Origin of the sequence: Mycobacterium colombiense (assembly GCF_001665835.1) — a bacterium.
Classification (GTDB): Bacteria; Actinomycetota; Actinomycetes; order Mycobacteriales; family Mycobacteriaceae; genus Mycobacterium; species Mycobacterium colombiense_A.
The window spans coordinates 1-14,269 of the sequence record NZ_LZSX01000089.1 but is presented as its reverse complement, the minus strand read 5'-3'; the positions used below and the strand labels follow the sequence as shown (position 1 = coordinate 14,269).

Sequence of the window (14,269 nt, the reverse complement as noted above, 5' to 3'; positions counted from 1 at the left end):
AAGGGCGGGTGCAATTGAGCGAGCGGTCCGAAAGCCGGCCGACACCGCTACACGATTTGCGTGTCGTCGAGATCAGTGACCGGATAGCGGGCAGCTACTGCGGGAAGCTGCTGCGCGATGCCGGCGCGCAGGTGCATAAAATCGAACCGCCGCAAGGGGATTGGTTGCGGCGCTACTCCGCCAGTGCTTCCTCGATTCCCCAGGGACACAGCGGGCCGTTTTTCAGTTACCTCAACGCGGGCAAGCGCAGCATGACTTTCGCCCCCGACTCGCAGCGCTATCGCGACGAACTGGCCGGCGCCGACGTCGTCGTCGTGACGGCGGGCCGGGCGCGCGCCGCGGCGCTGGGCATCGACCCACAACAGCTGCTGGAACACTCGCCGCGAGTCATCATCGTCAGCATCTCCGACTTCGGCTGGACCGGACCCTACGCGGACCGGGCCGCCACCGAGTTCACCCTGCAGGCGTGGGCGGGTTCGCCCGGCTTCCGCGGCGATCCGGCCGGGCCGCCGATCTCCATCGGCGGCGATCTGGGCGAGTACATGGGCGGCGTGTTCGCCGCGTTCGGCGCCCTGGCGCTGCGCCGTCGCGTCGAGCGCGGCGGGCCCGGCGAACACCTGGACCTGTCCATGCTGGAAGCGTTGACCACGATGCAGAGCAGCGAATGGCTGCATTCGCAGCTGCTGCGCGTCCCGCCGATCCGGCGCACCACGGAGGTCCCGTCGATCGAACCCGCCAAGGACGGCTACGTCGGGATCACCATGGTCACCGGTCAGCAGTGGCTCGACTTCGCCGCGATGGTCGAGTGCCCGCAATTCGAGGAGATCGAACAGCTCCGATTTCAAATCGGCCGGTGGCAATACCGCGACCTGATCCGCGAGCAGATTCGTCCGTGGCTGGCCGAACGCACCGTCGCCGAGATCGTCGAACTCGGACAACTGTTCCGGCTGCCGATCGCCGCGCTGGGTAACGGCTCCACCATCCGGGAGCTGGAGTACGTGCGCGAGCGAGAGGTCTTCACCCGCAACCCCGCCGGGTTCGATCAGCCCCGGCCGCCCTGGCTGATGTCGGTGTGCGCGCCAGCACCCGTGGGTGACACGCCCCTTCGTGGTGAGGCCGACGACGAGACCCCTTGGCGCCGTGTGGAATCCGACGTCGAGCCGGCGCTGGACGGGCTGCCGCTGGCCGGTGTTCGCATCGTCGACCTCACCGCGTTCTGGGCCGGGCCGGCCGCGACCCATCTGTTGGCCGCCTTCGGCGCCGACGTCGTCAAGATCGAGTCGATCCAGCGTCCCGACGGCATCCGATACTCCGGCGGGATGCGCACCGACGTGGACGACTGGTGGGAGTACGGCTGGGTGTTCCACGCGATGAACACCAACAAGCGTTCGGTCACACTGGATTTGGGCTCCGAGCAGGGCCGTCGCCTGTTCACCGAGTTGGTCGCCGGTGCCGACGTCGTGATCGAGAACTTCTCGCCGCGGGTGATGGAGCAATTCGGGCTCACCGACGACGTGCTGCGCGAGGTCAACCCGAAACTGGTGTTCGCCCGGATGCCCGCGTTCGGTGTCGAGGGGCCATGGCGGGAACGCGTCGGGTTCGCTCCCACCATGGAACAGATCGCCGGCTTGGCCTGGGTGACCGGCCTGCCCGACGCCCCACCGGTGACACCGCGCGGGGCCTGCGATCCCCTGGCCGGTGTGCATGCCGCCTTCGCCGTGCTGGCCGCGCTGAGCTTCGCCGAACGCACCGGGACGGGCCAGCTGGTCGAGCTGCCGATGCTCGAAACCGTGCTCAACGCCACCGCGATTCAGGCGATCGAGTCCGAGGTCTTCGGGGCGACGCTGAGCCGTCGCGGCAACCGCGGCCACGGTGTGGCGATCCAGAACATCTACCGCTGCGCCGGATCCGACGACTGGATCGCGATCACCGTTCGCGACGACGCGCAGTGGCGCGCGCTGGTGGACGTGATGGATCGGCCGGCGTGGTGCGGCGACGACGAGTTGTCCACCGTCGCCGGCCGGCACGGTCGAGCCGACGACATCGATGGCCGGCTGGCGGACTGGTTCGCCGGGCAGCCGCTTGGCCCGACGGTGGATCGGCTGGCCGGCGCGGGTGTTCCCGCGGCCCCGGTGGTGTCGCCGTCGCTGGTCACCGACAATCCGCAACTGCGCGAGCGCGGCTTTTTCGAGTCGTTGCATCATGCGAGCACCGGCCTCGGCCTGTACCCCTGTCCGCCGTTCGCTCGGCTCGCCGGTCAGGATCAGTGGCTGCTGCGGCCGCCGCCCAGGTTGGGCGAGCACAATGAAGAGATCCTGCGCGATCGGTGCGGGCTGACCGACGGAGATCTGACACGCCTCGCGACCGGCGGGGTGATCGGGACCCGACCCAAGGGCCTCTAGAGAAGTGGAGGGCATTTGATGCGCGTAACGGTCGACGAGAACTTGTGTGAGGCCAACGGCTTCTGCGAATCGCTTGCGCCGGAGGTGTTCGAGCTGGGTGACGAAGACGTGGTGCAGATCGCGGACGGCCCCGTGCCGCCGCGCCTGGAAATCGACGTGCGCGCCGCGGTGGACCAATGTCCCAAGGCCGCGTTGCGTCTGCAGGACTGACTGCCTATCGGCGTGCTCAGCGCCGCTCGGTCAGCGAGATGGCCATCTCGTCGTAGATCGACATGTTGGTGGTCAGGTTCGGATGGGCCACCTTCGCCGGGCCGATCTCGATGTCATCGCAGCGCAGGAACAGCTCGTCGAGGACCGCGCGGAGTTCCGCGCGGGCCAGCATGGCGCCCAGGCAGTGATGCGGTCCGCCGCCCCCGAATGCCACGTGGGGGTTGGGCTGCCGGCCGATGTCGAAGGTGAACGGCGACTCGAAGACCTCCTCGTCGCGGTTGGCCGAGCGCAGCGTCGACACCACCCGGTCGCCCTTGGCGATGTGCTGGCCGTCCATCTCGACGTCGACCTTTGCGGTGCGCGTCCAGTAGGCCACCGGCGACGCCCAGCGCAGCACCTCCTCGACCGCGCCGGCCCGCAGCGCTTCCTCCTGGCGATAGCGTTCGATCTGCTCGGGGTTGGCGACGAACGCCTGCAGCCCGATGGCCAGTGCGTTCTTGGTGGTGTCGCTGCCGGCGAACGCCAGCACGAAAAAGAAGAACTCGAGTTCGTTCTCGGGCAGGCTGAACTGCTCGCCGTCGTCGCCGGTGATCACCGCGGTGGCCAGCGTGCTCCAGATGTCGTCTGTCGGGTTGCGCCGCTTGTCGGCGGTGAGCTCCGTCGCGTAGCTGAAGACCGAGCCGAACAACTCGAGTTCCACCTGGCCGCTCGGGCCCGCCTCGGGCGCAAGCGCCTTGAGGATGCGGTCGAAGATGTCGAATATTCGCGGCCGGTCCTCGTCCGGGATGCCGATGATGTCGCCGATCACCGTCATCGGTAGCGCGTCGGCGACGTCCTCGATCCAGTCGCCACCGCCGTTGGCGAGCAGACCGTCGATCATCCGCGCCGCGCGCGCCCGGATGCCGTTCTCCAGCTTGGCGATCGCACGCGGGTTGAAGGCGTTCGAGATCAGTTTGCGGCGCTTGTTCAGGTCCGGCGGGTCCAGCGTGATGATCGTGGGGGACGCCGAGAACATGGCGACCGGCTGGATGAGCGGGCCGTCGGCCGCGGTGAACGACTCGGTGTCGCGGTGCAGGCGGACCGCGTGCCGGTGTTTGGTGGCGACCCAGAACTGGCGCCTGACGGTGTCGGCGACACCGGGTGTCAGGTCGTGCTTGAAAAGCGGCATGGTGCGCCGCAGGTCGGCGAACAACTCGTCGGGAAAACCGTTACGCCACAAGGCGAAGTCGGAAAGGTCCACCGCAGCGGCCGTCATGCGAACCCCCATTGGCTCAGGCACCACGCGACCACCGGCCGGCGTCGCGTTGACGTTCAATGTCTAAAATAGTAAAAATAGACTTTAGTCGTCGAAACGCGGTGAGGTAAGAGCGGCCCAAAGTGCGCCCGGTCGCGTGGGAAACGGAGTTCTCGTGACGAATACGATTCCAGAGTCAGACCCTTCAGAACGGGAGTTCGGCCCGGGCGGCATCGCCCTGTCGACCTACCGTTTCCCGACGGGCTGGTTCATCGTCGCCTTCGGAACCGACCTGGCTCCCGGCCAGGTCAGACGCGCGCACTACTTCGGTGAGGAGTTGGTGCTGTTCCGCACCGCATCGGGCCAGGTTCACGTGATGGAGGCCTACTGCCAGCACCTCGGCGCCAACCTCGGGGTCGGCGGCACCGTGGAAGGTGAAAACATCGTCTGCCCCTGGCACGGCTGGCAGTGGCGCGGCGACGGCACCAACGCGCTGATTCCCTACAGCAAGATCGGCTGCAAGAACAACGTCCGCATCCGGACCTACCCGAGCATGGAGTGGTACGGCTTCATCCTGGCCTGGCACGAGCGCCACGGCCGGGCGCCGTATTGGCAGCCGCCGGTGCTGCCGGAACTGGAAACCAACGAGTACTACCCGCTGCACCCGCACACCCAGATGCTCAACCGCGTCAAGGTGCATCCGCAGATGATCATCGAAAACGCCGCCGACCCCTACCACGTTCAGTACGTGCACAAGGCCGCCAATCCGGCCACCACGGCGTCGTTCGAGGTGGCCGGCTATCACCTGCACGCCACCGTCAACGCCCATTTCGGCGGCGGCCGGGCGCAGACGTGGCTGACCCCCAACGGTCCGGTCGACGCCAAGATCATCTACGACAACTACTCGCTGGGCCTGGGCGTGGTGCGCTTTCCCAGCGAGCTGGTGGCCACCGTGCAGGTCACCGGCCAGACGCCGGTCGACGAGGACTACACCGACTACTTCTACACCCAGGCGTCCGTACGTGAACCGGGCGACAGCGGTGCCGTGCCCACCGGACGTGCCGCCCGGTTCCTCGCCCTGCAGCAAGAGGTCATCAAACAGGACTTCTTCACCTGGGAGAACATGAAATACCTGGAGAAGCCGAACCTGGCTCCAGAAGAGGCGCACGACTACGCGGCCCTGCGCCGGTGGGCGCACCGCTTCTATCCGGGGGAGGAGCCGTCGCCCTCCGACTTCGGTTACAGCGCCGATGGCGCGCCCGACCCGGCGGCCGCCAAAGCTTGACCAGAGCCAACCAGCCTGATGTGCGCTGACCGCAGCGGGCCCGCGCAGCCCTCCGATTACGGCGCCGAGCGTTTCACCGTGCCGGCCGTACTCGATCGCCGCGCACAGCAGTACCCCGATCGGGTGATGATGTCGATCGCCGGAGTCGACGTGACGTTCGAGCAGATGCGCCAGCGGTCCTGCGCGGCGGCAAACCTGTTGACCGACTTGGGTGTCGGACCCGGTGACCGCGTCGCGTTGTTCACCGGCACCTGTCCGGAATGGGTGTACTTCTGGCTGGGCGCCGCGCGGATCGGGGCAGTGAGCGCGGCGATCAATGCCGCGAACAAGGGCGACTTCCTGCTGCACGCCCTTCGGCTGTCGCAGGCCAAGGTGATGCTGACCGACGCCGAACGCCGGCCCCGCGCCGCCGAGGTCGCCGACGCGGCGGAATTCCTGACGAGCATTGTGGTGCAAGATGATTCACTGACCGCGACGCTTTGTCAGGACACGGACCGCGCACCGGCCGACAGCGCCGGGGAGCCGGGCGACCTCGGCTGCTTGTTCTACACGTCGGGCACCACCGGCCCGTCCAAAGCGGTGGCCACGACCTGGCACTACCTGTTTTCGGTGGCCGCGACCGTCTCATCGGCCTGGGAATTTCGCGAGGGCGAGGTGCTGTGGACGGCGATGCCGCTGTTCCACCTCAGCGCGGCGCCCAGCATCTTGGCGCCCATGCTGGTCGGCGCAACGACGGTGCTGGCCGGGGCTTTTCACCCCGGCGAGGTGTGGGACGACATACGTGCCCGCGGTGCCGTCGGATTCGCCGGCGCCGGGGCGATGGTTTCGATGCTGCGGAATCTGCCCGCGGATCCGGGCGACGCGCGGCTGCCGTTGCGGTTCATCTCCGCCGCACCGATCGACGCGGGCTCCTACCGCGACATCGAAAAGCGCTACGGCTGCCGCATCGTCACGATGTACGGGCTCACCGAGGCGTTTCCGATCGCGGTCAAGGCGCTGGCCGACGACGGGGTTCCCGGAACCTCGGGGCGGCCGAACCCCGATTTCGACGTGCGCATCCTCGACGAACAAGGAAACCCATTGCCCACCGACATCGTGGGTGAGATCGCCTGTCGGCCCAGGCATCCGCACGTGATGAGCGAAGGCTACGTTGGCGCGGATTCGCAACTAAAACCGCATCCGGAATGGTTTCGCACCGGCGACCTCGGGCGGCTCGATCGCGATCAGAATCTGACTTATGTGGATCGAATCAAGGATGCGTTGCGCCGCCGCGGTGAGAACATCTCTTCGGTCGAAGTGGAGAGCGTTGTCATGCGCCATCCCGCCGTGGTGGAGGCCGCGGCGGTCGGCGTGCCCAGCGAGCTGGGAGAGGACGACGTCCTGGTGGTCCTCACGGTGCAGCCCGGCGCCACACTGGATTTCGCGGAACTCCTCGACTTCTGTGCGGCGCGCATGCCCTACTTCTGCGTGCCGCGATTCGTGGAGACGGTGAGCGAGCTCCCCAAGAATGTGATCGGCCGGATTCGTAAGGACCTATTGCGTGAACGGGGCGTCAATCCGGGAGCGTGGGATCGTGAAAATAGGGGGTATATCGTTAGCCGTTAGGTTCCATTAATGTCACGCAATAGTCGTCAAGTTGCCTTAGTGTTCCATCAGCCGATTGCTGGCAGTCATTTCCGAGAGAGGCTGGAAAGCGATGACCATGACCTATCAGGAACAGCAAATGCTCCAAGCCGTCACCGGGCGCGCTGCCATCCTGAACCTGAATGCTCGGCACAATCGGGCCTATTCCGACGGCAACCGCAAGCGCTGGATCGCGACCTTCCGCCACTCCGGTGCCAGCTACACCCGCGATGGCGAGGTGTTCGACGATCTGAGCGCGGCCTTTGATGGCGGTGACGGACAGCGCATGATCACCGTCGACCACGAGATCCAAGTCGACGGGGTCGATGCGGTCCAGCATTGTGTCGTCGTGTTGTTCGCCAGCATGTTCGGCGACATCGCGCTGCGGGCCACGGGCACCTTCAAGGACAAGCTGATCTACGAGCGCGGTGGCTGGTATTTCACTTCCCGTGTGCTGGAATGGGATTCGGTCCCGAGTCGGCACCCGCTCGTCATGTGAGCGACACCGATACGTGGATCAGGATTTCAGTCAGCGGCTGGCCTTCGGCACCTATGAAGATGCGCTGCGGATGGTCGGCACGAAAAGCGAGCCGCGCACGGCGGCGACCGCGGTCAGCGCCGCACGCATCCAGTTGTTCGCCGCGATGGTCCGGGACGGCAATCGCTCGTATTGGGATTCAGAGTTCGCCCGGCAGCACTGGGGAGGCCTGCTGGCGCCGCCGGCGCTGTTGATGGGCTGGCTGATCACACCGCCGTGGCAACCTGGGGGTCGAGGGACGGCTTCGTTGATCGCCCTGCGGGTGCCGCTGCCCGGTACCACATTCATCAACGCGGCCAACGAGGTTGAGTTCCCAGAGCCCATCGTCGAGGGTGACGTGCTGACCGTTGTCGACGAGCTGGTCTCGGTGTCACCGGAAAAGCAGACGCGGCTCGGCGTCGGTCATTTCGTCGAGACGCTGGAGACCTTTCGCCGCCAGGACGGGACCGTGGTGGTGGCCACCTGCCGCAATACCTTGTTCCGGTTCACTCCCGAGGCCTCCTCATGAGCGGCGACGGCCTGGACTGGAGCCATCTCACCGTTCCGGTGGAGCTGCCGGAAGTTGTCGACCACATCAGCTACCAGCGGGTGGTGGAGAACGCCGGAGCGACATGGGACTATTTCCCCGGCCATTTCGATCCGAATTATGCTCAGGCGCAGGGAAATCCGACGATCTACGTGAACACGATGCACCTGGCCGGGTTCGCCGACCGCGTCGCGACGGACTGGGCGGGTCCGCGGTCGCGGGTGGTGCGCCGATCCATGCGGCTGGCCGGGTCGGTGTACGCCGGCGACACGATGATCGGCCGGGGCCGGGCCGTGGCGAAGCGCCGGGACACCTCGGTGGACCCGCCGCGCTGCCTGGTCGACGTCGAAATCCAGGTGACCAATCAGCATGGTGCGCTGTGCTGCCCGGTCGAGCTGACCCTACAGGTGCCCGAGTCCCCGCGCGACAGCGATGGATGAAGTCGGCGAATTGCACCTGGCGGTGTGCCGTCGCTTCGGTGCGGCGGTCGCCGCGGCGGACGGCAAGTGGGACCGTCCATCACCGTGTGATGCGTGGGACGCCCGGGGAGTGCTCGAACACGTGATTGGGTTCCATGATGTTCTTCTGTTGCGTCCCTTGGCGTTGAAGCCCGACCGGCCACGCGACGACCCTGGGGCGCGATGGCAACTCACCCATGACTCGTTGACGAAGGCCCTTGGATCCGGTGGAGCGACTCAGCTCGATGGGTACCGGTTGATGCCGAACCTGACCCGTGATGTCCTGGTGCACACCTGGGACCTCGCCCGCGCGGTGGGCGCCGACGACGGCCTGGACCCCACGTGGTGTGAACTGTTCTGCTCCGGCCTACCGGAGGACCCCCAGGGCTTGGCCGCGTCCGGGATGTTCGGTGCGCCAATCGCCATTGGCGACGAAAGCGCTTCGCAAGCAAAGCTTTTGGCGCGGCTTGGCCGCGACCCATGGTGGAGGCCGGAAACGCTATAGCGGCGGTAGCTGGCCCTTGCATATCAGCGTCTGCAGTTCGACGTACTCGTGCAGGCCCTCGGGCCCGAATTCACGCCCGATGCCGGACTGCTTGAAGCCGCCGAACGGTGCGCCGATGTCCAGGGTGTACATGTTGATGCCGTAGGTTCCGGTGCGGACCGCGGCCGCGACGTCCAGGCCGTGTTCGATGTCGGCGGTCCACACCGAACCGGCCAGGCCGTAGTCGGTCTCGTTGGCGATGCGGATCGCGTCGTCCTCGTCGCGGTAGCGCAGCACCGTCAGCACCGGCCCGAAAATCTCCTCCCGGGCGATGCGCATGTCGTTGGTGGCGTCGGCGAACAGCGTCGGCTGGACATACCAGCCGCGCTCGGACGGGCTCTGTTCGCCACCGAGCACGACGCGCGCGCCTTCGCTGCGGCCCGACTTGATGTAGTCCTGGACGCGGCGCTGTTGTCGTTGGGCCACAAGCGGTCCGATGTCCGTCGACTCATCGGCCGGGTCGCCGACATTCAGCGCCGACATCATGTCGGCCAGCGCGTCGACCACCTCGTCGTGCTTACGGTCGCTGACCAGGATCCGGGTCTGCGCGACGCAGGCCTGGCCGTTGTTCATCAACCCCGCGGACTTCAGGCCGGCCACCGTCTTGGCGATGTCGGCGTCGTCGAGGATGATCGCCGCGGACTTGCCGCCCAGCTCCAGACTCACCCGTTTCAGCTGCTCGCCGCACAGCGCGGCGATCCGGCGGCCGACGGCACTGGAACCGGTGAACGCGACCTTGTCCACTCCGGGATGGCGGACCAGCGCCTCACCGATCTCGGGACCGCCGGGCAGCACGGACACCACGCCTTCGGGCAACCCGATCTGCTCGATCATCTCGGCCAACCACAAAGCGTCCAACGGCGTTTCGGGCGCGGGCTTGATGATGACCGTGCAGCCCGCGATCAGCGCCGGGATCAGCTTGGGCATGATCAAGAACTGCGGCACGTTCCACGGCACAATCGCCCCGACCACCCCGACCGGGGCCCTGCGCAGATGGACTTCGCCGAGCACACCCTGGCGGCGTTCCTCCCACGGGAACTCGCGGGCGGCGGCCAGCGACAGGTGGATCAGGGCCGCGGCGGCCGCCCCCTGGCCCATCCGGCTGAAGCTGCGCGGTGACCCCATCTCGTCGGTGATGAGATCGGCCATCTCGTCGGCGTGGCCGGCGTAGATCCCGGCGAGCTGTTCAACCTTGGCCATCCGGTCGGCATGGCTCATCCGCGGCCACGGACCGTGATCGAAGGCGTGCCGTGCGGCGGCGACCGCGGCGTCGACGTCCTCGGGTCCCGCGACCTGGACATGCCCGACCGGCTCTTCGGAGTGCGGCGAGATCACGGCGAGCTGCTGGGGATTGGCGGGCTTGCGCCACTGGCCCCCGATGAACAGCTCGTTATAGGAGCGATGGCCGGAAGTTTCTGTCATCGGGCACTTCCTCAGGGGATCGGACCGCGACCGCAATTTCGCTATTCACGCTAACATAGCGAAAAAAGCAGCGAGGCCCGATATGACCAGCGATTGGCGCAGTTACCCGTTTCAGTTGGTGCCCGGCGACGGCCAGCTGGAGTTTCCCGCCGCCGAAGGCGAACACCCCGATCAGGAGTCGGACACCTGGTTCATCGCCGGTCAGCTTGACGCCGCCGAGACCGATCGGTCGTTTGCCTTCCTGACTATCTTCAACAAGAACCGCCCGGGCGGAACCATCGTCGCGGACTTCTACACGATGGCGCTGTTCGACCTCGACACCGGCGACTACGGCACCTTCACCGACTACGACATGCCGCCGGCCAATATGGAGCCCGGCGCCCAGCGCAAGCTGGCGATGGCATCCGGCCATCTCGACATCAACTACCACAGCAGCGCGGGGACCGCGTCGTGGACGACCAGCCGCAACGGTGATGGTGAACTGCTGCCCTACACCTACCGGGTCAGCCTGGTCGGGCAGGACCAATCCGGGCGGCGCATGCGGCTGGACCTGGCCGTAACGCCAACGCGCGCACCGACACCGGTGGGCGCGTCGACGTACAACGGAAAGATCGTCTGCTTTGGTCAAAGCGACACCTACTCCTATTTCCAGACCGGCATGGCGATGACCGGCACCCTGCGCTGGGGAGACGTGGTGCAGCAGGTGTCCGGCGCCAGCGGGCACGTCGATCGGCAGTGGTTCCCCAAGTACGCCGGCGGCGGGGGATCGGGCGGAGACCCGCGGGCCAGGTCGCACGAATGGCGCACGATCAATTTCGACAACGGTGTCGACCTGAGCATCTGGCGCCAGTTCGACCGCACAGATGGCAATGCGCTGCAGCCGTTTACCGGTATCACCACAAGCCACCCGGACCCCGCGATCGCGCCGGAATGCGCCGAAGACATCGAGGTCACGGTGAGCAGCTACGTGCGATGGCCGGAGGCCATGCGGCCCTTGGTGCGACCCCTCGCCCCGGCCCGGTACATGCCCGACCGGCACCGGATCACCTGTCCCACACTGCAACTGGACCTCATCGGCGAGCCGCTGGTGGCTGCCCCGGCGCACGGCCTGCCGATCGAGTACATGGAGGGCCCCTATCGCTACCGCGGAACGATGTGGGGGGAGCCGGTGACCGGCTTCGCGTTCAACGAACGCTCGCTGGCGCTGTACCGGGATTGGGAACTCGTCGACGTGCTGTCCACCACCGTGGCGAGCCTGGCACCGCCGGAGCCCACTTTGCAGGCCATGGTGGATCAGGTCGTGCCGCTGGTGGCGGCCGGCCGGCGCAAGGATGCCGTCGAGCTGCTGTTCCGCTCCGCACCCGTCGAAAACGACACGCTGGCAAAGCTTCTCGACGATCTGATCGCGGTGCTGTCAGCCGACCCCAGCTGACTGTGACAGCGCTCGGGCCCACGTGATGTGGCGATGCTGCAAGCCCGGCTCGTTGCGGCCGAACACCAGGTGGTCGCGGGCTCCCGACTCGAGATTGGCTTGCAGCCCCTCGGCCAGCCGGTAATCCTCGTCGCGAACGGTGGCGTGCGCATAATCGAAAACGGATTGGACGGCGGCCGCCACCGCGTCATCGGAGACGTCCTGCGGTGTTGCGTTCTGGTGGACGGTGATTGACCTGCCCGGCCGATCCCCGGGGTACACCCGAAACAGCTCACCATTGGCGATTGTCACCGAAAGCACGATATTGGGGAACAGCGCATAGATCACCACCACGTTGTAGAACGGACTCCACTGATCCTCGGGCATGTCATCGAGGTCGCGGATGGTGTTGAGCGGAAAGATCAGCCGGTGGTGCGGCCCGTAGGAGTCGAACACCGTGCAGTTGCTGCGCGCGATCGTGCCGAAGGTCTGTTGATGGACGGTGGCGAAATGATAGTTCTCGGCGAAGGTGTCGATCGCCAGCTTCCAATTGATCGGGGAGTCCAGCACCTTCTCGCCGAGCGGGGACCAGCGCCCGATGCCCCACGAGTCGAGTTCGTCGGCGAGCGGGCCCAGGTGTGCCGCCACGTCCAGTGTCGCGCCGGGATCCAGCGCCACCCACAGGAATCCGGCGAATTCGGTGGCCGGGAGCTCGGTCAGCCCGTCGGACTCGATGGCCACTTCCGGGAACCCCTCGCGTCCCGGAAGCGCCACCAAGTGCCCCGTGTTGTCGTACGTCCAGGCGTGGTACGGACAGGTGAACCGCCTGGCGGTGCCGCAGCCCGAGACCACCTGCGACTGGCGGTGCAGACACACGTTGTTGAACGCCTTGACCGTTCCCCGCGAGGTCCGGGTCAGCAGGATGGACCGTCCCATCACCGTCTTCGTGCAGTACGCACCCGGGGCGGGAAGTTCCGAGACGTAGCCGACCAGCTGCGGACTGGCCAGCAGCATGGCCCGATCCCGGTGGTGCCGCTCGATACTCGTGTAGTCACTCGCGTCGACCGTGTGCTGGGCCGAAGCGAGATCGGTCGCCTTGTCCCGCGCCAACTTCAACGCGCGCCGCGTCAGGTCGATGAGCTGGTCGTGCTCCATCCGCCCAGTACAGACCTTGTCACAGTTGTAAGGTCAAGGGGTGGCTGAGCAGTTGCTGATCGGCGACGTCACGGCCTTGACCGGCATCGCTTCCGGGCGCATTCGCCATTACGAGAAAATCGGGTTGCTACACGCGCATCACCTGTCCAACGGCTACCGGGTCTTCGACGTCGAGCAGGTTCTCGACTTGCTGCGCATCGATCTGATGCGAAGCCTCGGCGTCGGTATCAATGACATTGCGCGGTTGATCGAAGGCGGGCACAGCACGCTGGCGGGCCTGCTCGACGAGCACCGCGCGCTGCTGATGCGGCAACGGGAGCGGATCGACCACCTGATCCGGGCCATCGATGCGGCCACCGAGTGCGGCGACGCGGACCTCAACGAGGACATCCTGCACCGGTTGGCGACCACGCACCGCGACAGCATTGGGGTTATCGGGCGGCTCAGCGCCCCGCTGCCGGCGCCCGTCGCCGCGATGTACGCCGACCTGTTCGACGAATGGGACCTGCCGGTTCCCGCGTTGTTCGGGCAGATGGTGCTTCCGACGGCGGCCAGCACCCTGCTGTCGCAACTGGCCGAGACCCCGGGCCACGAGGTGCTGTTCGATCGGTTGCGCAGCCTGGCCGCCGACGTGATCGCGCTGGGCGAAGACGATACTGCGGCAACGGAGCTGGCGGGCCGCTGGATCGACCAGCAGCTGGCCGACCCCCTGCCCGACGAGGTGGTCGGCGTGCTGCGGGGTGTGCAACCGCTGCTGGAGCGCGATCCGGTGATCGTGCAGGGATTTCGCACCTGGGCGGGATCGATCAGCCCGGCGGCTGCCGACTTCATAGAGGAGATCGCCCAGCAGACCGCCCGGCGCGGAGTGGAGGCCGTGAGCGTCATCGTGCTGCCCGCGCGGCAATCCGTTCAAACGAACGATGCGGCACTGTGATGCACACGTGACCGGTGTGATCAACGTGTCATATGGGGTTTGTGTCGTACCCTGTGGCTTGTGTCATCCGTTTCGCGGCGCGATCTGCTCAAATTCGCGGCCGCAACCCCTGCCCTGCTGGGCCTGGGCGCGGCCGCCGCGTCGCTGAGCGCGGCGCCCGCATCGGCGTCGCTCGGCACCCTGCTGGACTACGCGGCCGGCGTCATTCCGGCCAGCCAGATCCGGGCCGCGGGCGCCGTGGGGTCGATTCGGTACGTCTCGGACCGTCGCCCCGGCGGCAACTGGATGCTGGGCAAGCCGATCCAGGTTGCCGAGGCGCGCGACCTCGATAGCAGCGGACTGAAAATCGTGTCCTGCTACCAGTACGGCAAGGCCAGCACAGCGGACTGGCTGGGCGGTGCCAACGCCGGCCTGCAGCACGCGCAGCGCGGGATGCAGCTGCACGCCGCGGCCGGTGGGCCTGCCAGTGCACCCATTTATGCCTCGATCGACGACGACCCCTCCGACGCCTGTCTCTTATACACATC

Annotated in this window: 14 protein-coding genes; 11 read left to right on the top strand and 3 right to left on the bottom strand. The window is 66.7% G+C overall.

What is annotated here, in order from left to right; genetic code table 11:
* Positions 1 to 8 precede the first annotated feature (8 nt).
* Positions 9 to 2,402, top strand: a complete 2,394-nt coding sequence (locus A5760_RS21970; RefSeq protein WP_064884707.1) for a CaiB/BaiF CoA-transferase family protein — start codon at positions 9 to 11, stop codon at positions 2,400 to 2,402.
* 18 nt (positions 2,403 to 2,420) lie between these two features.
* Positions 2,421 to 2,612: a ferredoxin gene (locus tag A5760_RS21965; protein ID WP_064884705.1), complete on the top strand. Its 192-nt coding sequence runs from the start codon at positions 2,421 to 2,423 to the stop codon at positions 2,610 to 2,612.
* 16 nt (positions 2,613 to 2,628) lie between these two features.
* Here the strand turns inward: A5760_RS21965 and A5760_RS21960 are convergent, their stop codons facing one another.
* Positions 2,629 to 3,927, bottom strand: coding sequence for a cytochrome P450 (locus tag A5760_RS21960; RefSeq protein WP_419538269.1), 1,299 nt, complete (start codon positions 3,925 to 3,927; stop codon positions 2,629 to 2,631).
* 94 nt (positions 3,928 to 4,021) lie between these two features.
* Here A5760_RS21960 and A5760_RS21955 point away from each other — a divergent pair, with 94 nt between their 5' ends.
* The 6 genes from A5760_RS21955 to A5760_RS21930 all read left to right on the top strand — a co-directional run bounded on the left by A5760_RS21955 (position 4,022) and on the right by A5760_RS21930 (position 8,781).
* Positions 4,022 to 5,131, top strand: a complete 1,110-nt coding sequence (locus tag A5760_RS21955; protein WP_196772168.1) for an aromatic ring-hydroxylating oxygenase subunit alpha — start codon at positions 4,022 to 4,024, stop codon at positions 5,129 to 5,131.
* Between the two features lie 18 nt (positions 5,132 to 5,149).
* A complete protein-coding gene (locus A5760_RS21950) occupies positions 5,150 to 6,736 on the top strand; it encodes an AMP-binding protein (protein ID WP_064884701.1) in 1,587 nt (528 codons plus the stop codon).
* A gap of 91 nt (positions 6,737 to 6,827) precedes the next feature.
* Positions 6,828 to 7,253, top strand: a complete 426-nt coding sequence (locus A5760_RS21945) for a nuclear transport factor 2 family protein (protein WP_064884700.1) — start codon at positions 6,828 to 6,830, stop codon at positions 7,251 to 7,253.
* Between the two features lie 13 nt (positions 7,254 to 7,266).
* Entirely contained in the window at positions 7,267 to 7,800 is a 534-nt protein-coding gene (locus A5760_RS21940) for an FAS1-like dehydratase domain-containing protein (protein ID WP_064884699.1), read from the top strand.
* Positions 7,797 to 8,258 carry a MaoC/PaaZ C-terminal domain-containing protein gene (locus A5760_RS21935; protein WP_064884698.1) on the top strand — a complete coding sequence of 154 codons (462 nt, stop codon included), beginning with the start codon at positions 7,797 to 7,799 and terminating at the stop codon, positions 8,256 to 8,258. Before A5760_RS21940 ends, A5760_RS21935 begins: the two co-directional genes overlap by 4 nt.
* Positions 8,251 to 8,781 carry a maleylpyruvate isomerase N-terminal domain-containing protein gene (locus A5760_RS21930; RefSeq protein ID WP_064884696.1) on the top strand — a complete coding sequence of 177 codons (531 nt, stop codon included), beginning with the start codon at positions 8,251 to 8,253 and terminating at the stop codon, positions 8,779 to 8,781. Before A5760_RS21935 ends, A5760_RS21930 begins: the two co-directional genes overlap by 8 nt.
* Here A5760_RS21930 and A5760_RS21925 read toward each other — a convergent pair.
* A complete protein-coding gene (locus tag A5760_RS21925; protein ID WP_064884695.1) occupies positions 8,776 to 10,242 on the bottom strand; it encodes an aldehyde dehydrogenase in 1,467 nt (488 codons plus the stop codon). The genes A5760_RS21930 and A5760_RS21925 overlap by 6 nt on opposite strands.
* A gap of 82 nt (positions 10,243 to 10,324) precedes the next feature.
* Here A5760_RS21925 and A5760_RS21920 point away from each other — a divergent pair, with 82 nt between their 5' ends.
* Positions 10,325 to 11,674 (top strand): hypothetical protein, encoded by a 1,350-nt coding sequence (locus tag A5760_RS21920; protein WP_064884693.1) that lies wholly within the window; start codon positions 10,325 to 10,327, stop codon positions 11,672 to 11,674.
* On the opposite strand, the gene A5760_RS21915 is transcribed toward A5760_RS21920, so the two are convergent.
* The gene (locus A5760_RS21915; RefSeq protein WP_064884691.1) at positions 11,657 to 12,808 is read right to left on the bottom strand and encodes an aromatic ring-hydroxylating oxygenase subunit alpha; all 1,152 of its coding nucleotides are present in this window, start codon (positions 12,806 to 12,808) and stop codon (positions 11,657 to 11,659) included. The two genes, A5760_RS21920 and A5760_RS21915, sit on opposite strands and share 18 nt — an antisense overlap.
* Before the next feature lie 40 nt (positions 12,809 to 12,848).
* On the opposite strand from A5760_RS21915, the gene A5760_RS21910 reads away from it, so the two are divergent.
* Both A5760_RS21910 and A5760_RS21905 read left to right on the top strand, forming a co-directional pair.
* Positions 12,849 to 13,742, top strand: coding sequence for a MerR family transcriptional regulator (locus A5760_RS21910; protein ID WP_064884689.1), 894 nt, complete (start codon positions 12,849 to 12,851; stop codon positions 13,740 to 13,742).
* 60 nt (positions 13,743 to 13,802) lie between these two features.
* On the top strand, positions 13,803 to 14,269 hold a 467-nt coding region (locus A5760_RS21905; protein WP_155764421.1), incomplete at its 3' end, for a DUF1906 domain-containing protein.

Bases quoted from the DNA above. Each gene is read 5' to 3' on its own strand.
- A5760_RS21945 (WP_064884700.1), top strand. From the start codon at position 6,828: ATGACCATGACCTATCAGGAACAGCAAATGCTCCAAGCCGTCACCGGG.
- A5760_RS21950 (WP_064884701.1), top strand. From the start codon at position 5,150: ATGTGCGCTGACCGCAGCGGGCCCGCGCAGCCCTCCGATTACGGCGCC.
- A5760_RS21935 (WP_064884698.1), top strand. From the start codon at position 7,797: ATGAGCGGCGACGGCCTGGACTGGAGCCATCTCACCGTTCCGGTGGAG.
- A5760_RS21915 (WP_064884691.1), bottom strand. From the start codon at position 12,808: ATGGAGCACGACCAGCTCATCGACCTGACGCGGCGCGCGTTGAAGTTG.
- A5760_RS21930 (WP_064884696.1), top strand. From the start codon at position 8,251: ATGGATGAAGTCGGCGAATTGCACCTGGCGGTGTGCCGTCGCTTCGGT.
- A5760_RS21965 (WP_064884705.1), top strand. From the start codon at position 2,421: ATGCGCGTAACGGTCGACGAGAACTTGTGTGAGGCCAACGGCTTCTGC.
- A5760_RS21920 (WP_064884693.1), top strand. From the start codon at position 10,325: ATGACCAGCGATTGGCGCAGTTACCCGTTTCAGTTGGTGCCCGGCGAC.
- A5760_RS21925 (WP_064884695.1), bottom strand. From the start codon at position 10,242: ATGACAGAAACTTCCGGCCATCGCTCCTATAACGAGCTGTTCATCGGG.